An 18807-nucleotide genomic window follows, 5' to 3' on the forward strand; every position below is an offset into this window, starting at 1 on the left:
TTAAAATTTTATGATATGCGTTCTCAAATCAAATTATTATTAGAACCCCTTTCTACATCTGAATTAACCTTAGACAATTTATACAATTTAAGCCCTTTTCCACTAAAGATGGCGAAGTCGGCTTTTATAACTGCGCCGGAGGGGACACTATTGGTTCAATCCATTAGCCATTACCTGGTTCATATAGAGTTGTATGAATATAAAATTCACAACCATGCGGTTCTTGATCTGGAGGTTACAGCGCCTTCCTTTTTTATGATTGCAACGCTCGAAGGTTGTTCTGTGCTTTATGATGAAGATTCTAATATAGTGTCGGAAGTATCGGGAAACTCCTGTAAGCTCATTTATTTAAATGCCGGTAAATATCAGCGCAGTTTGCTGACCGGCGAACATACCATATTGCTGTTAACCATAAGGCCCGAATGGCTGAAAACAAAGTATGGTGCCCTGGAAGAATTAACAGATTTCATATCCAGCTATACAGAGGGGAAGAAAGAGGCTGTTAGTTTACCTAACTTCAGTATTGCACAACAGATATTTAATGCCTTACGCAGGCTAAATTCGGCCCCGGAAGGACGTGATATGGATATAGAGATGCATGTTTTTATCAACGACTGCATCAGGCGGTACTTAATGAAACTGCATTCGAAAACAGATAATGCCGAATATCGGGGAAATAAGGCTAAAGAAATCGGTCAGTTTATCAACGAAAATTTTTCGAGTAAAATAGTAGACGATGAGCCTGCCATGGCCAGGCATTTTATGGTTTCCAGAATTACGCTGACCAGGTTGGCGAAACTTCATTTCGGTAGGCCTTTGCATAAACAGGTCATTGAATTGCGTATGCACAACGGCTTGAAATTACTTTTAACTACGCAAAAAACAGTACAGGAAATTGCAGTGATCGTTGGGTATGATGACCCGAAATACTTTAACAGGGCATTTAAGAAACGATTTGGGATTGCGCCTAATAGTTTGAGAGTATGTGTTTTGTAGGTGGTGGATTTTACGGATTTCAGTATTATGAGAAAAACTTTTTTGATAATGAAAAACATTCAATAGACGATGTTAGCCCTACACATTATTGTTTTTTAAGTTCCTGTTTTAACTCATTGATCTGTTGATTATTTTGTTTGTTTTTTGAGCTAAAGTAAATGGCGAAACAAAGGAATACGAGTCCAAGTGCAATCAGTCCAACGACCAATAATTTCCATAGTTTATGTATACGGATCTGATTTGTTGGTGTAAGCAACTGAATAAATTCACCTTGATCGGTATCCCTAAGGATGCTATTGTTATTTTTTGGACTGCTTGTTATCTTTAATTTATCTGCTTCAGTACGTTTAATGATTTCATTGAGCTCAGCTTCAATTTTATTCCATCTGCCGGGAGGAGGAGCTACGGCCATGTGTTGGGCAATGTCTTCGAGATTTGAATCAAGTTCATCCAGAGCGTCTTTAATCTGCGGGTGCTTACGCGTTAACTTATCTAACTCATCTACTTCTTCATCCGAAGCGTAACCTAATCTATAGGCTTCCAGAATTCCACTTTTAATATATTCATTAATATCCATTGTTTCTATCGTTGAGATGCTTAACGTCGTTTTATCTGGCCACGCTTGGCTAATATAGTGAAAGTATGGATATTTTTTAACTCAATTTAGCACGGTAATTTTATTTTGTTCAATTTTAAATTTCACATTTCCAGCTAGTTCCAGCATTTTTAATACTTGTGATACATTTTTAAATTTAGAAATTGAGCCTCCAAATGGTTTTTTCCTCATCTGCTGGTTTTCGTACATCACTTCTACATTGTACCAACGGCTCACTTGTCTCATGATGTTTTCCAGAGGTTCGTTTAGGAAAGCAAATTCTCCGTTTTTCCAGGCAATGGCCATACTTACATCGGCTTTTTTAGCAGTTAATCCTTTCGCATTGTTAATCGCTTGCATGCCAGGTTTAAGGATGACTTCTCCTTTTTTGGTACTAACTTTAACCAATCCTTCCAGTAATGAGGTTTTAAGATCTGGTTCATCCGGATAACAATTGATGTTAAAGTTGGTTCCCAGTACGGTTACTTCCTGCTTGTCTGTCTGTACGATGAAAGGTACTTTACGTGCTCTTCGCTGCTTACCAAAAACTGAATTGACCGTGGCAACTTTGAAATATGCCTCACCTGTTAAATGCACTCGGCGCTCTGCGACATCATCAAATGAAGAAGGAAATCTTAGTGTTGATCCCGCATTGATCCAGACATTGGTGCCATCAGGTAAAGCAATATGATATTGTCCACCTTTAGGGGTGAGCACGACATTTAAACCAGTTCCTTGTTTTACCATTTTTGGGCCCGATGTCAATGCAGGCAATGAATCTAATTGCGGGTAAGGCTTGTTCGCCACAGTGCTGCTCGTTTTGAACTGTAGTTGCCCATTGGGCAATTTTAAGATATCCACTCCATTATCTTTCGCAATTTCTCCCTCTTTAATCTCGCTTAAGTCGATATTTGTTCCGTTTGATAAAACGAGGATGGCCTTATAGCCACCTGGTAACACGTCGTTGTTAATGTAGTTTTCAGGTAAGTACCTGTTTAAAAGTAAATAACTAAAGCCTATAATAAAGGTAATGCTTGCTGCAATGAGTGGAAGACGGAAAAGGTTTTTTGTTTTTTTAACAGGGGCGGGGGCAGGTAATTTTTGCAAAACTTCCAGTCTGGCAGCTTCAATGGCCTCTTCAGTAAGACCTGTTTCCTGCTCATTGTATTGCCAGTACCAGCGTTCTACAAGAAGCTGTTCCGCCTCGCTGCAGTTTTTTTGCTGGTATTTAATTAGTAATTCTTCAAACTCTTTCTGGTTCATAACACAATATGTTTATGAGGATATTAAGCAAAACGGTTATAGGAAGCAAATAGGAATCTTTAAATGAAAAAGATAAGTGCGCCATTTTTATCTTAAAAATTGAAGGATGAAATAGAAGTAAAGTATCAGCCCTAATCTTCCCCTGAGTATTCTAAGTCCGTTATTAACCTGTTTGGAAACGTTATTTTCTGTGGTGTTTAATTTTTCGGCGATCTCTCTATAGCTTAACTCTTCTTTTCTGCTTAGTATAAAGATTTCCCTCATTTTTGTTGGTAAGGCATCAATCTCTTTATTGATGTAATCATTCATCTCTTTTTCTCTGATCAGTGCATCTGTACGTGGACCACTGTGGATAGAGGAGGTGGTTTTGATGTGAACAACGTATTTGGTTTTGACTAGCTGGTGTCCTAAAAAATCCAGGATACGATTTCTGAGTAGTGTATATAAATATCCTGCAAAGTTGATGTCGGTTAAATTGGTTTCACGCCTGATCCAAAGCTTGGTGAATAATTCATGCAGGATATCTTTTGCCTGATCTTCGTCGCGTAGTTTTTTTACCGCGTGAACGTATAGTAAACGGAAATACCTGTTGTATATTTCTGTATAAGCGCCATGGTCGGATGCTTGCAAAAGCCGTATTAATTCTAAATCTGACAGCTTTTTATAGTCGTTCATTTTTGTTCGAATTCAAGCGTTTGCTCTTTTAGTCTGAATAAAATTATGAAAATGAATGAAAAATTATTTATTCATTTTATTCATAATGATTTTGATTTAACCTTTTATTGTTTGATCCGTAGTCTTTTCGAAATTTTTTTGTTCAAATATTTTTGAAATTTGGACAATGAACAACATGAATAATTATTGTAAAAGAACTTTCTTTATTTTTACATTAATAAATCTCAAGTTTATGGAAAATATAGATCAGAATCGTAAAGATCTTGCTGGAAAGCAGCCAACAAACAATGATGTTATTAAGCGTATTTTAGATAAAAGAGCATTGCTTGAAGTGAAATTTAATCAGGTAAACGCAAAGCTGGATAAACTGAAAGCTGATACAGATAAATTGTTACACCCACAAAATCCCGGTAAAAGGGCTTAAATAGTACATTGTTGCTAAGATGATTTGCGGTTCAAAGAAATAATTAAATATTTTTTTGAAAGTATGTGTGTTGCGTTAAAGAATTGAACTCTTTATAACAAACGATACTAACCAAATATAGCAATAAATGACGCCTGAAGAGTTTATTAAACTTTACGAAAAGTACATTGCTGGCCGTTGTAGTCCTGATGAGGAAAAACTATTACTCAGTAATAAGGATGCCTTTAAAATCATTGATGATGATCGAGGCGCGGTACACAATGAACACCTAAAAGATGAGGCAGTAAAAGACCGGGTTTTTCAGCAAATTGAACAAACTATTGCTGAACAGAAAATTCATAAGCCTTTGTTTTCACGACAGTGGTGGGCTGTTGCGGCTATATTGTTAATTTCTATAAGTGTTGGGATTGTACTTTTTAATAAAAACAGACAATCATCAAATGTTACTTCATTTGCAAGTAAGTCTGGACAGATTAAACCAGGAACGGATAAAGCTGTTCTGATTCTCGCGGATGGATCCAGGATCCAGTTGGATGATGCTAAAAGTGGCGTACTGTCCGCTGAAGGTAATGCATTAATCAAGAAAACTACTGATGGAACGCTGGTGTATGAGTCGGGAACAAACACAAAGGAGGCCTTAATCCCATCTCTAAATACCATCGCCATTCCCAGAGGAGGTAAATATCAGGTTAAATTACCCGATGGTACCTGGGTATGGTTGAATTCGGAATCTACATTAACTTATCCTGAAGTTTTCTCTGGTAAGGAGCGTCTGGTTGAGTTAAAAGGGGAAGCTTATTTTGAAGTGGCTAAAGTGATGATTAAAGACGAAGGAACAAAGAATAAAGAGCGCAGAATGCCTTTTATAGTTAAAACCAATGCGATGAATGTTGAGGTGTTGGGAACACATTTTAATGTATCGGCTTATGCGGGAAATGCAGCTACAAAAACAACTTTGCTGGAAGGTGTTGTAAAACTATTGGACGGGCCGGATAGAGCCGTGGTATTAAAGCCTGGTGAGCAGGGGACAGTCCTCTTTAAAGGGATCAGTGTGGCTAAAGTTAAAGTAAAGGAAGTCGTAGCCTGGAAAGACGGATACTTTGTGTTCAGAGAAAATACCATTCAGGAGATTATGGAGCAGATAGAGCGATGGTACGATGTTGAGATTGAATACAGGGGCAAAATAAATGAACATGTTTTTGGCGGCGTGTATTCAAAAAATAAAGAGTTACCGGAACTGTTAAAAGGACTGGAGCTTACAGGACTTGTTCACTTTAAAATTGAAGGAAGGAGGATAATCGTTATGTCTTAAATAAAAGATCGTAATGGTTATTTAAACCAGGAGCGTTCGGACCGCCCCTGGTTTGCCAGCCTAAGCTGCGTAAGGTAACCGCTAAAATTGTGTAGTTAACAACAATTGTCAATTTAACCAAACAACCAAATGTATAAAATTTTTACTGCATTAATGTGCAGGAGGCACTCCTTTGTTCACTTAAAAATTGTTCGCATTATGAAGTTAACCTGCGTTCTGTTGCTCATCGCTATAGTTCAGGTAAATGCTAGTTCCTATGCTCAAAAGGTAACCATTGTGGCTAAAAATGCCCATCTGGAAGATCTGATCCTGGAAATTCAAAAGCAAAGTGGTTACGACTTTGTATATAGTTCAGCATTGCTAAAAAACGCTAAACCTATCACCATATCTTTAAAAGATGCCGGTATAACCGAGGTGCTGGACAAGTGTGTTGCAGGACAACCTTTCTCTTATGTGATTAACCAGAAAACGGTAACCATAAAGACAATCGAAAAGCCGGTTAAACAAAAGGAAATGAAAGATGTAACCATAACTGGTAAGGTTACAGACGAGCAAAATTTACCAATACCAGGCGTTACAGTACAGGTAAAAAATAGTAACGTGGTTACGAGTTCGGATAATGATGGGAATTATCAGATTATTTCGAAAGACCAGAATGATATACTGATTTTTCGCTATATGGGCTATGAAACCAAAGAGTTGCCCGTACTTGGTAAGAATATTATCAATGTAACGTTAAGGGCCAGCTCGCAAGGGTTGGAACAGGTTGTGGTAGTAGGTTATGGTAGTCAAAAGAAAGCCACAGTTACAGGTGCAATTGCCTCTATTCAAACAAAGGAAGTTAAGCAAAGTCCGGCAGCAAATTTAGCTGTAACGCTTGCCGGTAGACTTCCTGGTTTAACTGCTATTCAACGAAGTGGAGAACCTGGTCGTGATATTACTAACCTTTTTATAAGGGGACAAGGAACGGTAAACGGACAGGCACCAATTATCCTGGTGGATGGTATTGAAAGGGACTTGGTCAGCATCGATCCTAATGAGGTGGAATCGGTTACCATATTAAAAGACGCATCTTCAACCGCCATGTTTGGGGTAAGAGGAGCGAATGGAGTGATATTGGTAACAACAAGAAGAGGGGTCTCTGATGTTCCTGAAATTAATTTAAGTATGGAAGCGGCAGCGCAGGATTTTACAAGAATCATGACGCCGGTAAATTCCGCAGAATTTGCAACCCTTAGGAACCTCGCCTTAAGAAACGATGGTTTACCTTATGCTTATTCGGCCGAGGCCATTGAAAAATACAGATCAGGAAGTGATCCGTTAAGATACCCAAATACCAATTGGAATGATATCTTGTTAAAAGATTATGCTTTCCAACAACGTTATAACCTGAATGTTTCAGGAGCAACCGCTGCGGCAAAGTACTTTATCAATGCCGGAATGTTAAATCAGGGTGGACAATTTAAAACTGAAAAAGACCTGAAGTATGATCCTAGCTTTAAACTGGACCGTTATAATTTCCGCTCGAATGTGGATGTGCAGCTTAATAAATCATTAAAGGCATTTTTAAATGTGGCCGGTTATCTGGAAAAAAGAAATTCGCCCATTGGTGTGTTTAACTATTTAGGCGGGGATACCAATGATAACCTGGAAAATAATACGCCTGCTTACTGGATATTAGCGCTGGCAAATGATTTGGATGCTACGGTACCTGGACCACTCACACCGGACGGTAAGGTAATTACTACTGGTGCTACCGGATTACCTGCTTATGGTCAGGTAAACCGTTCGGGGTATATCCAGCAGACCAGAACGAATGTTACCGCTACTTATGGTATGGAGCAGTCGCTTAATGCACTCGTTCCTGGGTTATCTGTAAAAGCAGTCGCCTCATTCGATTCGAAGACCGTTAACAATATGTTTGCTGCAAAATACTATGAAAAGTGGACACCGGTGATCGATGAGAACCAGCTGGATGAAAACGGAGACCCTTTATTTTATTACAGACCATTTAATACGGATAAAGATACGCCACTGGCGATTTGGGGAGGAAGGTATTTTACTTCACTGACCAACTTGCAGGCATCCTTAAACTATAATCAGCGCTTTGACAAACATGCGGTAACCGGTTTATTGCTTTTCCAGGACCAGTCTACCCGTATTAACCAGGAATTGCCTTACAATTTACGTGGTTTTGCTGCGCGTATGACCTACGGTTATAACAACCGTTACTTTGCGGAGTTGAATGCAGGTTATAATGGATCTGAGCAATTTGCTAAAGGAAAACGGTTCGGCTTTTTTCCTGCTGTATCGGCAGGGTGGTTGATTTCTGAAGAGAATTTTCTGAAAGGAAATGCTGTTGTGAACTTTTTGAAGTTAAGAGGATCGTATGGTGAGGTAGGTAACGACAGGATTGGCGGACGCAGGTTCCTTTATCTGGATGATATACAGGTGAACGGTGGTGGCTATTCAGGCAGTTTGGGCAATGGACAGATCATCAATACCAATCTGCTGAGAAATGAAGAACTTCAATGGGAGGTGGCTAAAAAGGCTAATATTGGTTTGGAGCTGGGTTTATTGGAATCATTTAATTTAGTGGTTGATGTTTTTAGTGAACGAAGAGATAATATTTTAAGAACCAGGGGTACGGTACCGGCACTAAACGGATTGCCTATTGGATCACTACCTCCTGTTAATATCGGTGTGATTACCAACAAAGGTTATGAGATTGAACTGAATTACAAGAAACAGATCAGCCCGGACCTTTCTATTTTTACCAAACTAAACTTAAATTATGCGAGAAACAAACAAATAAATGCCGATGAGGCACTTTTGCCGGAAGATTATGCTTACCGTTACAGGCAGACAGGCTATAGAATTGGACAGCCTTGGGGGTATGTGGTAGATTCTTATTTCGCAGATCAGTCTGATGTCCTTAATTCTCCGGTACAGAATGTGGGCGGCCATGAATCAAGACCTGGTGATTTTAAATACAAAGACCTCAACGGAGACGGGGTCGTGGATGGCAAGGATGTTGCGCCTATGGGGTATTCGGTAGTCCCTGAATATACATTTGGCGGCGCCTTTAACATCAACTATAAGAGTTTCGACCTTAGTGCCTTGTTTCAGGGGGTAACTAATGTAATGAGTTTTTACGGTGGACGTGGAAACTGGCCGTTGTACAATTACTCGGAGTGGCATGCGGACAGCTGGACTGAACAACGCGTCGCTAAAGGACAGGAAATACGCTATCCGAGGCTGACTACACAAACGTCACCAAATGAAATTACCAATTCCTTCTTTTATATGGATGCCAGCTACATTAGGTTGAAAAACGTAGAACTGGGCTACACTATTCCAACAGGTATTGCTAAGAAATTACGTGCGAAATCAATCCGATTTTATGTAAATGCGCTTAACCTGGCTACATGGGATAGACTGCCTACCAAAAATTTCGACCCGGAGTTGACAGGGGATTACGTTTACCCGGTTACCCGTTACTACAATGCAGGCGTAAACTTTACATTTTAATATTAAAAGCAAACGATATGAAAAAAATAATGATTTGCTCGTTCCTGATATTTATCTGCTTACAAAGTTGCAAGAAAGACCCTCTTGACATTACTCCGGATGGAAGGATAACATTAGAAGAGGTTTTTAAGGATGAAAAACAAACTGAAGCATATTTAAATACAGTATATAATTCTATTCCAAGTTATTTTTGGCGCTATCAATTTTACTCCTTTCTTGCGGTAATTACCGATGAAGCTCAGGATGGAGATGTTGGAAATGCGCCGAATATTATGTCGGCTCAATGGATAAACGGTGGTTTAACGCCTTCTTTTAATCCTTTGGAATTTGATGGACAAGGAAATGGAAGGGTGCGTTACAATACCTACTGGGCGGGAATACGGAATGCCAACGTCTTCCTGGAAAATATAGATCATGCAAATGTACCAAGTCCGACCAACAGGAACCGTATGAGAGCAGAGGCACAGGTACTTCGTGCATTTTATTACCTCGAGCTGATTAAACAATTCGGACCAATGCCGGTGGTGGATAAGGCCTTCAGCGGATCATTTGATTACACCAGTTTAACGAGGCCAAGTTTTCAGGTATGTACCGATTTTATAGTGCAAAATTGTGATATGGCTATCGCATCCGTTGATTTACCTTTGAGGATTACCATCGAAGCTGAAAGAGGCCGTTTTACCAAAGCTATTGCTTATGCAGTCAAATCGCAGGCTTTGTTGTATAATGCCAGCCCTTTATGGAATCCGGGTAACGACGCCGCTAAATGGAAGGCCGCTGCTGATGCGTCCAGGATTGCACTGGCTGCTTTGACAGAAAATGATAATTATGAACTCGCCGATAATTATGGGGAATATTTTTTAAGTCAGACGGATGTGAACACCTCGCCGCGTGACAAAGAAACTATTTATGAACGACCTGAGGGTGGGGACCCTAATTTCAGTACCATGAACGGGATACCCAGTAAAACCGGCGCGAATAAATCGGGAACAAATCCTTCTCAGGAACTGGTTGATGCTTACGATATGAAGGCGACAGGGATGCCGGCTATTACTGGTTACAGTGATGCGGAACATCTTGTTCCGATCATCAATCCTGCTTCTGGTTATAGTGAAAGCAAACCTTATGAAGGTAGAGATCCTCGTTTTTATGCTACGATATGGTACAATGGTGCATCTTATGATAATATAGCAGGACAGATCCATACGATGGAAACCTTTGTTGGAGGCGCAGATCAACTGTTGAAAACACCACCGAATAAAGTGAATACGCATTCTGGTTATTACCTGAGGAAGTTTATTGACCCTAAAATCCAGGTTGGACAGTCATCCAATGCTAAATGGAAAAAATACAGACTTGCTGAACTGTATCTTAATTATGCAGAAGCTGAAAACGAAAGTAAGGGTGCAACACAGGATGTATATAATGCGATAAATAAAATCCGTTCACGTGCTGATATGCCAGACCTGCCATTAGGGTTAAACCAGGTGGACATGCGTGAGCGCATTAGAAGAGAGCGCAGGGTAGAGCTGGCGATTGAGGAGCATCGTTTCTGGGATGTACGCAGGTGGAAGATCCTTTCTCAAACGGACAAGCTCGTTACTGGTATGGAGATTACGAAAACGGGAGCAAATACTTTTACTTATAAAAGATTTGTTTCGGAACGCAGAAATGCATGGCCAGATAAATATCTGATTTTCCCTATCCCTATCGGTGATGCTGCTAATATTCCTGATTTCGGCGCAAATCAGAACCCTGGATGGTAATTTAATTCCTGTAAAAAATGAAAACCATGAAATATAAAATCATATATATAATTTTTTCTGTTGCAGCTATTTTAATTTTTCAGATAGGGTGTAAGAAAACAGATAAAGAGAATGGGCCTGCAGAGTTACCGATGGTAACTACTTTGAATCCTACGGATATTTCTCAGTCGACCGCCAAGAGTGGTGGGGAAGTTGTTTCTGATGGAGGTGGAACAGTAACCGTTTCCGGGATATGCTGGAGTGATAAACCTAATCCAACTCCGGAGGATTTTAAAACAACCAATGGTCCGCAGACAGGTACTTTTACCAGTAATATTACTAAACTGGATATGAAGAAAACCTATTACGTAAGAGCCTATGCAACAAATAAAGTGGGGACAGCGTATGGTGCAGAAGTATCTTTTACGACGACTGCTGCTGTTGCAGTGCTCAGTACAACACCTATAACGGAGCTGACTGGAACGACTGCAAAAAGTGGTGGTAATATTACGGAGTATGGGGAAACGGTAACAGCAAGAGGAATTTGTTGGTCCTTAGGTAATTTGCCTACCATCAACGATTCAAAAGCTGAAGCGGGTAGCGGCGGTGGAAGTTTTAGTGCGAATTTAACGGGGTTAACACCTGGTATGACCTATAGGGTGAGGGCCTATGCTGTGAATGTTGGTGGAGTTGGCTATGGAGATGTCATTAAAATTACGACGCCAATGCCAACTATTACAGATTACGATGGTAATGTTTACAATTCCGTAGTGATAGGGAACCAGGTCTGGATGACTTCTGACTTAAAGGTAACCCATTTTAGAAACGGAGATCCAATTACTGACCTCGATAAGAATGATCCATACAATTTAACCAGAGGTATGTTGTATACCTGGCATGCGGCGGCGGATGGAAGGCAAATTGCGCCATCTGGCTGGCATGTGCCAACCGATGCTGAATGGACGCAACTAGAGCAATATCTTGGCGCCGGATCGGCAGGCAGGTTGAAAGGAGTGGGCACAGCCTATTGGGATGCACCTAATGTGGGGGCCACGGATGACTTCGGCTTCGCTGCGGGTGGTAATGGTATCAACACAGGTGGAGGAAGGTTCGCCATGGGATCTGTAGGGATCTGGTGGAGTTCTACGGCTTCTAATGCAAGTGCGGCATGGCGACGTGATATGGACACAAGCAGGTCGAGTTTCTACCGTTATGACAACGATAAATCATTCAAATTCAGCATCAGGCTGATTAAAGACTAACAACAGATGAAGCCGCCAATTTTATTATTAATTCTGGTTATGAATTCGGCGCTTCTATTTGGTCAGCAACCGGCACAAGTTGATGCCGGTTTGCTGAACCAAAAATGGAAAGCGCATTGGATTACTTATCCCAAAGGATCATTAAAGGAATATGGTGTTTATCATTTTAGAAAAACCATATCCTTAAATGAGCGTCCAAAGAAGTTTGTCATTAATGTTTCGGGCGATAACCGCTACGTTTTGTACGTAAACGGAAAAGAAGTGTGCCGGGGACCTGCACGTGGGGATCTGGGACACTGGCGCTTTGAAACTTTTGATATTGCCGCAGAGCTGAATGCCGGAACAAATGTACTGGCAGCAGTGGTTTGGAATTTTGGCGAGTTTAAGCCGCTTGCCCAGATGAGCAATAGAACCGGATTTATTGTACAGGGGAATAGTGATACGGAACAGATGGTAAATACTGGTGAGGATTGGAAAGTGTATAAAAACGAAGCTTATGTTGTACCCGCTAAAAAACCTGCAAGAACAGTTGTTGGTCCTGGAGATGAGGTAGATGCCAGCAAGTATCCCTATGGCTGGGAAGGACTTGGTTTTAATGATAAGGTATGGCTGACACCTCGTTTGTTGAGTAGAGGTGTACCTTATGGCAAGTTTGAGGATTGGGACTGGATGCTGGTACCTAGAAATATTCCTTTTATGGAGCATACCATCCAGCGAATGGGGCTGGTAAGACGAGCTGAGCAATTGGAAGCTCACAGTTCACATTTTCAGAAAAAAAGGCCATTGACTATTGGTAAAAATAAAAAGATAAAGCTATTGCTTGATCAGGGACAACTGACAACTGCTTATCCGCAACTTTTGGTAAGTGGCGGGAAAGGGGCGAGTATTCGCATGGGCTATGCTGAAGCTCTTACTGACGGACAGGGACATAAGGGAAACAGAAATGAGATAGCTGGAAAAATGCTGGACAGTGATTTTTATGATCAGTATAATCCGGATGGCGGGATGAACAGAAGTTTTAAACCGCTATGGTTTAGGACTTACCGGTATCTGGAACTGACTGTGGAGACCAAGGAAGAACCGCTTGTAATTGAGGATATGTTCGCTGAATTTACTGCTTATCCTTTTAAGGAACTGGCTTCTTTTAAGTCGGATGACAATTCGCTTGATCAGATATGGAAGACAGGATGGCTTACCGCGAGACTCTGCGCCGGTGAAACCTATTACGATTGTCCCTATTATGAGCAGTTGCAATATATAGGTGATACGCGTATTCAGGCCTTGATCTCTCTGTATGTGTCTGGGGATGACCGTTTGATGCGCAACGCGATTGAACAGTTCAGGCATTCACAATTGCCTGAAGGTTTAACACAAAGCAGATATCCATCTGCACAACCTCAGGTTATTCCTCCGTTTTCATTGTATTGGACAAATATGGTATACGATTACTGGAAGCACCGGGAAGATGATCAGTTTATTAAATCGCAATTGAATGGCGTAAGGAATGTGTTAGACTGGTATGAGAAACAAATAGACCAAAGCGGAATGACAGGAGGAATGGATTGGTGGAATTTTGTAGACTGGTCTTTCGGTCCATGGACTGATCAAAAACCAATAGGAGGTGTTCCTGCAGGTGCGATAAATGGAAATTCATCGATTTTAACTTTACAGTTTGTTTATTCTTTGCAAATGGCTGCTGAGCTTTTCAATTCTTATGGTGAAAGGGATTTGTCGGCCCGTTATACTGCACTTGCAAAGAAATTGCTAACTGCTACTTACGAACGTTGCTGGGATAAGGGTAGAGGTTTACTGGCGGATTCGCCCGACAAAAATGTTTTTAGTCAGCATGCCAATATTCTGGGTGTTTTAACGGGGATGTTTAATACCCAATCTGAAAAAGTAATGATCGATAAGATTCTAAATGAGAAGGGATTAACGGAGGCTACTTTATATTTTAAGTTTTACCTGGTTCAGGCGATGAAAAAAGCCGGGATGAGTGATGGTTATCTGGAATTGCTGAATCCATGGAAAGATATGATTGCCATGGGGCTGAGCACTTTTGCCGAAACTCCTGAACCTACGAGGTCTGATTGCCATGCCTGGAGTGCCAGTCCGAATTATGATTTTTTAGCTACTGTTTGTGGCATTACGCCAGGTAGTAAGGGTTTTGGTACGGTAAACATAGCTCCTCAGTTCGGGACGTTAACCAGTCTTTCGGCTGTAATGCCGCACCCGAAAGGAAGCATTGCGGTGAACCTGAAAAGAACAGGGGGGCAAAAACTGGAGGCTGAAATAACCTTGCCGGATGGTATTGAAGGTCAGTTGATCTGGCAGGGTAAAAAGATTAAGCTTAAACCTGGGAGACAGTTTTTAAGCATTTAAAAAAACAGATTTAAATCATTGTTATGAAAAGATATATATTGACCATGTTGATGAGTGTTGCTGTAATTTGCAGCTGTAAAAGTGATACACTTGATGTGAAAACTATAATTAAGCCTACAGAAATCATTGATATCATTTCTGATAAACAGTTTTCGAAAGGAATTAGCCTGTTGGGTTTGAGTTCATCCAACTCAGCACCTATTGATAAACTCTATCCTTTTGATAAAACAAATGGGGAGCCGGTCTGGAAAGCGGCCCAGTGGGGAAGCCGCTTTAATTTACTTGGCCTAAACCCGGAAGTAAAGAATGATAGTGTCATCTATAAAAATGAAGGTAAGAAGTTGTCGTTTTTAAAAGTAGGGGATGAGGTGCTGGTAAATATGGAAGTTTATGGCTCAAAAGAGTACAGGGCACCAAGAAAAGAAGGTGACGAATGGCCACATTTGTTATTGGAACAAGGTACCAATCAGGTAAAACTGGTTAACCTGAAAACACTAAATTATAGCATCAGTGCAAAGCTGATGTTTGCTGAAAATAAAATGGGTGCGGATTATAATGTGGGAATGCATACCGCGCAGATTAATTTGTACCTGTTGGTACAAAACCTAAACAAACAGTCGGCAGGTTATGGTGATTTCTTCTGGTTTGGACTGCCACTATATGATTACCGTTACAGAGATATGGCTGAATATGCGGCACAGGATCTGGGGAAAGAAGATGCGACGAAGAAATTTATATTCGCGGTGGCAGCAAATACCTTGTTTGAAGGTTCCTTACATGATAAAAACTGGGTCTCGATTAACAAGGATATTTATCCTCAGGTGATCGCTGCATTTAATAGGGCAAAAGCAACAGGATATTTGGCGACTACAAATCTTGCGGATTTGGGTATTTCAAGTACAAATGTTGGCTGGGAAGTACCGGGGACGTTTGATTGCGGAATCCAGTTTAAAGGTTTAAAATTAACTGCTGTAGCCAATAAATAAGCTTTCTTATGAGGATTTACCATCTTGTTTTTTTCTTTGTTTGTTTCTTTTTTGTGCAGGTTAAAGCTCAGGATTTGCCCATTAACCCTGTATTGTTAAAGGGGGAGTGGCCTGCTGCCTGGATTACATGCCCAGGTGTACCACAACGTGACTATGGTGTTTATCATTTCCGTAAGAGCTTTAGCCTGGAAAAGAAGCCGGAGCGATTTGTGATCCATGTTTCTGCTGACAACCGGTACCGTTTGTTCATAAATGGAGTTGCTGTATTGAGCGGACCTGCAAGGGGCGATAAATTCAATTGGTATTTTGAAACGATAGACATCGCCGGCTTTTTAAAGCCCGGTAAAAATGTGATTGCCGCCAAAGTATGGAACATGGGGGTGCATGCTGCGGTAGCACAAATGTCTGATCAGACCGCTTTTGTAGTACAAGGTGATACTAAAAATGAAGAACAGATAAATACAACTGGTGATTATAAGGTGATGGTCAACGAAGCGTACAAACCTTGTTCTTTGGACAATGGGCCGAGGTTAGAAGCTTATATGGTAATTGGGCCCGGAGACCAGGTGGATGGGGCGAAATACCCATGGGGATGGGAGCAAGTTGACTATGATGATAGCAAATGGAAAAATGCAACGGGTATAGCCCACCCGGTTACTTCTGGTTACGGAACAGATAACATCTGGACACTTAGTCCGCGTAACATTCCACACATGGAAGAAAGTATGCAAAGACTTACTGTTTTGAGACGTACAGATGGGATTAAGGTTGGTGCTGATTTTTTAAAAGGAAAACAGCCTTTAACGATTGCGGCCCATAGTAAGGTGAGTATTTTAATTGACCAGTCTTTTAACACGGTAGCATATCCTGAACTGCTGGTTAGTGGCGGAGCAGGGGCTAAGGTTACCTTGAGTTATACGGAAGCGTTGTTGGATAAGGCCAAAGAAAAAGGCAACAGGAACGAAATTGAAGGCAAAACGGTGATTGGTAATTATGATGTTTTTGAGCCTGATGGGGGAAAAGACAGGCTTTTCAAGCCCTTATGGTTTAGGACATACCGATATGTTCAGCTGGATATTGTGACTAAAGGCGAAGCTTTGATATTGTCAGATATTTATGGGAAGTATACCGGCTATCCGTTTAAACAGCAAGCTACGTTTAGCAGTAATGATGCTTCGTTAAAAGATCTGTGGGAGGTAAGCTGGCGGACAGCAAGGCTTTGCGCAGGTGAAACTTATTTCGACTGTCCGTATTATGAGCAACTGCAATATGAGGGCGATACACGTATACAGGCTTTGATTTCATTATATGTGGCCGGTGACGATCGGTTGATGAGGAAAGCTATGCTGGATTTTTTAAATTCCCGCGTGCCTGAGGGACTGACGCAGGGAAGATATCCCAGTAATCGGGTTCAGGTGATTCCACCCTACTCTTTGTTCTGGGTTTCTATGGTATATGATTATTGGATGCATAGGGGGGACGATGCATTTGTGAAAGATTTTATGCCCGGAATAAAAGGTGTATTGGATTGGTATGAAGATCGTATAGATGCGCATAAAAATATGCTCGGCCCAATGAAATGGTGGAACTTTGTGGATTATACGGATGTTTTTAATAGTGGAGTTCCGGACGGCGCGACTGACGGAAATTCAGCTGTAATCACTTTACAATATATTTATACGTTACAGCAGGCCGCGAAACTGTATGCGTATTTCGAAAAATCTGCCGAGGCTAATCATTACAAAACATTGGCGGCTAGGCTTGGTGAAGCCACTTATAAGCAGTGTTTTGTGGAAAGTAAAAATGCAATGGCCAATACACCTGAACAAAAAAAGTTTAGTCAGCATGCAGGTATTATGGCTTTGCTGGCCGATGTGATTCCGAAAGAAAAAGAAGCAAGTGTGATGCAAGCGCTTTTACATGATGAAAGTTTGGGTCAAGCGACTTTCTATTTTAGGTTTTACCTGATCCAGGCGATGAAGAAAATAGGTATGGGTGATTTATATTATGCAGAATTAAAACCATGGCGTGACATGCTTAAAGTAGGCTTAACTACGTTTGCTGAAAAGCCTGAGCCAGCGCGCTCTGACTGCCACGCCTGGAGTGCCAGTCCGAGCTACGACCTCTTGTCGACCATTTGTGGCATCAATCCGGCTCTGCCAGGCTTTAAAGCGGTTGAAATTAAGCCGTCATTGGGTGAATTAACTGAAATTAATGCAACAATGCCTCATCCGGATGGTGAAATTGCCTTGAAACTAAAAAGGAAAGGTAAAAGCGGTATTGAAGGTGTGGTAATACTTCCGGGTAGTTTGAAAGGGAAATTCATCTGGCAAGGAAAAGAACTGATCTTAAAAGGAGGAACGCAGCAAATTATAATCGTGTCGAAGTAATTTTAAATACACACAATTTAAATAATAATGAAATTTACATTTAAAATCATGATCTGTTGTGTTATGCTGCTTAGTGTATTTACTGCCTTCGGACAGCAAAGGACATTGGCTGAAAAGGCCTGGCTTAGTTATCTGGATCTTGACGGGTACATCAAACCGTTCTGGAGAGCAGATACTATTCATGATGAAACAGTACAATTGATTAATGACAATGGAGTAACATCCGCCGGGTTACTTTTTGATGCCAAACGGATTTTATCAATCAGGGATTCTTTTTTGCAAAAGGAGTACGTAGAAGGGAAAGACTGGACCTATACAAATGGCAGGATTGTTTTTAACGCCCAATCTGAAGCGCCATTCTTCTTCAAAAATGAACTGAGGTTTAAGGAAAAAAAAGAAGGACTGTCAATGGAAGGCAAAGAGCCTGACACTTATATCCTGTTTACTGAGAATGGATTGTTTCAGTCCAAACAGCTTGCTGTGACTTATGTGAAAAAATCTACAGCAAAATGGCAGGGGCCTGTTCCTGAGTTTTCAAAAAATGTATTACCCAATACCATTGCTAAACTAAAAGGAAAGAATAAATTTAAGGTTGTGTTTTATGGGAATAGCATTGAAGCTGGTGCCAATTCGAGTGGGATGATAAATAAACCACCTTATGTGCCTTCCTGGGCAGAAATGCTGAGCTATGGTTTGAAAAGAACTTATGGCGATAGGATTTTATACCTTAATAAATCAGTGGGGGGAATGCTTGCTAAATGGGGAATGGAAAATGCTAAAGAACGTGTAGCCGTGGAAAATCCGGACTTGGTTATTATTGGTTTTGGTATGAACGATGGAACCTTTAAGATTGCTCCAAAAGAATTTATCGAACAGATTAAATCCATCATGGAAACCGTTCGTGCCGAAAACAGCAATTGTGAATTTATTGTAATCAGTACGATGCTGGCCAATCCTTATGCCATACAAAATCAGATACAAGAAGCTTACGAGCCTGAGATTTTAGCACTTAAAAACAAGGGGGTAGCTGTTGCAGATATGACCGCTGTGCACAAAGAATTATTGAAGCATAAAACCTATCAGGATATGACAGGGAATAATGTAAATCATCCCAATGATTATCTTGCGAGGTGGTATGCACAAGTTTTATTGACTATGTTGAGCAAGAGGAATTAAAACACTCATTTTTAGTGTTTTTTTTCTCAATTTATTGGTTGTGATGGATTGAAGATTTAAAAAATATTCT

Annotated in this window: 13 protein-coding genes; 10 read left to right on the plus strand and 3 right to left on the minus strand. The window is 40.7% G+C overall.

Going from position 1 to position 18807, the window contains the following annotated elements; genetic code table 11:
- Positions 1–15: 15 nt before the first annotated feature.
- Complete coding sequence (locus R2Q84_RS21070; protein ID WP_316818578.1) at positions 16–996, plus strand: helix-turn-helix transcriptional regulator; 981 nt, start codon at positions 16–18, stop codon at positions 994–996.
- A gap of 85 nt (positions 997–1081) precedes the next feature.
- Here the strand turns inward: R2Q84_RS21070 and R2Q84_RS21075 are convergent, their stop codons facing one another.
- From R2Q84_RS21075 to R2Q84_RS21085, 3 genes are all read right to left on the minus strand, one after another.
- Positions 1082–1573 carry a hypothetical protein gene (locus R2Q84_RS21075; protein WP_316818579.1) on the minus strand — a complete coding sequence of 164 codons (492 nt, stop codon included), beginning with the start codon at positions 1571–1573 and terminating at the stop codon, positions 1082–1084.
- An 81-nt stretch (positions 1574–1654) separates the two neighbouring features.
- Positions 1655–2854 (minus strand): FecR family protein, encoded by a 1200-nt coding sequence (locus R2Q84_RS21080; protein ID WP_316818580.1) that lies wholly within the window; start codon positions 2852–2854, stop codon positions 1655–1657.
- Positions 2855–2941: 87 nt separating this feature from the next.
- Complete coding sequence (locus tag R2Q84_RS21085; protein WP_316818581.1) at positions 2942–3529, minus strand: RNA polymerase sigma-70 factor; 588 nt, start codon at positions 3527–3529, stop codon at positions 2942–2944.
- 232 nt (positions 3530–3761) lie between these two features.
- Here R2Q84_RS21085 and R2Q84_RS21090 point away from each other — a divergent pair, with 232 nt between their 5' ends.
- From R2Q84_RS21090 to R2Q84_RS21130, 9 genes are all read left to right on the plus strand, one after another.
- Entirely contained in the window at positions 3762–3953 is a 192-nt protein-coding gene (locus tag R2Q84_RS21090) for a hypothetical protein (RefSeq protein WP_316818582.1), read from the plus strand.
- Between the two features lie 127 nt (positions 3954–4080).
- Positions 4081–5265 carry a FecR family protein gene (locus R2Q84_RS21095; RefSeq protein ID WP_316818583.1) on the plus strand — a complete coding sequence of 395 codons (1185 nt, stop codon included), beginning with the start codon at positions 4081–4083 and terminating at the stop codon, positions 5263–5265.
- A 198-nt stretch (positions 5266–5463) separates the two neighbouring features.
- A complete protein-coding gene (locus tag R2Q84_RS21100; protein ID WP_316818584.1) occupies positions 5464–8796 on the plus strand; it encodes a TonB-dependent receptor in 3333 nt (1110 codons plus the stop codon).
- A gap of 17 nt (positions 8797–8813) precedes the next feature.
- Positions 8814–10562, plus strand: a complete 1749-nt coding sequence (locus R2Q84_RS21105; RefSeq protein WP_316818585.1) for a RagB/SusD family nutrient uptake outer membrane protein — start codon at positions 8814–8816, stop codon at positions 10560–10562.
- A gap of 26 nt (positions 10563–10588) precedes the next feature.
- Positions 10589–11803, plus strand: a complete 1215-nt coding sequence (locus tag R2Q84_RS21110; protein WP_316818586.1) for an FISUMP domain-containing protein — start codon at positions 10589–10591, stop codon at positions 11801–11803.
- Positions 11804–11809: 6 nt separating this feature from the next.
- Positions 11810–14185 (plus strand): family 78 glycoside hydrolase catalytic domain, encoded by a 2376-nt coding sequence (locus R2Q84_RS21115; RefSeq protein ID WP_316818587.1) that lies wholly within the window; start codon positions 11810–11812, stop codon positions 14183–14185.
- A gap of 23 nt (positions 14186–14208) precedes the next feature.
- Positions 14209–15171, plus strand: a complete 963-nt coding sequence (locus R2Q84_RS21120; RefSeq protein WP_316818588.1) for a hypothetical protein — start codon at positions 14209–14211, stop codon at positions 15169–15171.
- An 8-nt stretch (positions 15172–15179) separates the two neighbouring features.
- Positions 15180–17561, plus strand: a complete 2382-nt coding sequence (locus tag R2Q84_RS21125) for an alpha-L-rhamnosidase N-terminal domain-containing protein (protein WP_316818589.1) — start codon at positions 15180–15182, stop codon at positions 17559–17561.
- Between the two features lie 27 nt (positions 17562–17588).
- Positions 17589–18737 (plus strand): SGNH/GDSL hydrolase family protein, encoded by a 1149-nt coding sequence (locus R2Q84_RS21130; protein ID WP_316818590.1) that lies wholly within the window; start codon positions 17589–17591, stop codon positions 18735–18737.
- Positions 18738–18807 lie beyond the last annotated feature (70 nt).

This window comes from Pedobacter nyackensis (assembly GCF_032678475.1).
Taxonomy (GTDB): domain Bacteria; phylum Bacteroidota; class Bacteroidia; order Sphingobacteriales; family Sphingobacteriaceae; genus Pedobacter; species Pedobacter nyackensis_A.

What these genes read in the sequence shown, in the direction of transcription:
- R2Q84_RS21070 (WP_316818578.1), top strand. Translation starts at nt 16, where the DNA reads ATGCGTTCTCAAATCAAATTATTATTAGAACCCCTTTCTACATCTGAA.
- R2Q84_RS21075 (WP_316818579.1), bottom strand. Translation starts at nt 1,573, where the DNA reads ATGGATATTAATGAATATATTAAAAGTGGAATTCTGGAAGCCTATAGA.
- R2Q84_RS21080 (WP_316818580.1), bottom strand. Translation starts at nt 2,854, where the DNA reads ATGAACCAGAAAGAGTTTGAAGAATTACTAATTAAATACCAGCAAAAA.
- R2Q84_RS21085 (WP_316818581.1), bottom strand. Translation starts at nt 3,529, where the DNA reads ATGAACGACTATAAAAAGCTGTCAGATTTAGAATTAATACGGCTTTTG.
- R2Q84_RS21090 (WP_316818582.1), top strand. Translation starts at nt 3,762, where the DNA reads ATGGAAAATATAGATCAGAATCGTAAAGATCTTGCTGGAAAGCAGCCA.
- R2Q84_RS21095 (WP_316818583.1), top strand. Translation starts at nt 4,081, where the DNA reads ATGACGCCTGAAGAGTTTATTAAACTTTACGAAAAGTACATTGCTGGC.
- R2Q84_RS21100 (WP_316818584.1), top strand. Translation starts at nt 5,464, where the DNA reads ATGAAGTTAACCTGCGTTCTGTTGCTCATCGCTATAGTTCAGGTAAAT.
- R2Q84_RS21105 (WP_316818585.1), top strand. Translation starts at nt 8,814, where the DNA reads ATGAAAAAAATAATGATTTGCTCGTTCCTGATATTTATCTGCTTACAA.
- R2Q84_RS21110 (WP_316818586.1), top strand. Translation starts at nt 10,589, where the DNA reads ATGAAATATAAAATCATATATATAATTTTTTCTGTTGCAGCTATTTTA.
- R2Q84_RS21115 (WP_316818587.1), top strand. Translation starts at nt 11,810, where the DNA reads ATGAAGCCGCCAATTTTATTATTAATTCTGGTTATGAATTCGGCGCTT.
- R2Q84_RS21120 (WP_316818588.1), top strand. Translation starts at nt 14,209, where the DNA reads ATGAAAAGATATATATTGACCATGTTGATGAGTGTTGCTGTAATTTGC.
- R2Q84_RS21125 (WP_316818589.1), top strand. Translation starts at nt 15,180, where the DNA reads ATGAGGATTTACCATCTTGTTTTTTTCTTTGTTTGTTTCTTTTTTGTG.
- R2Q84_RS21130 (WP_316818590.1), top strand. Translation starts at nt 17,589, where the DNA reads ATGAAATTTACATTTAAAATCATGATCTGTTGTGTTATGCTGCTTAGT.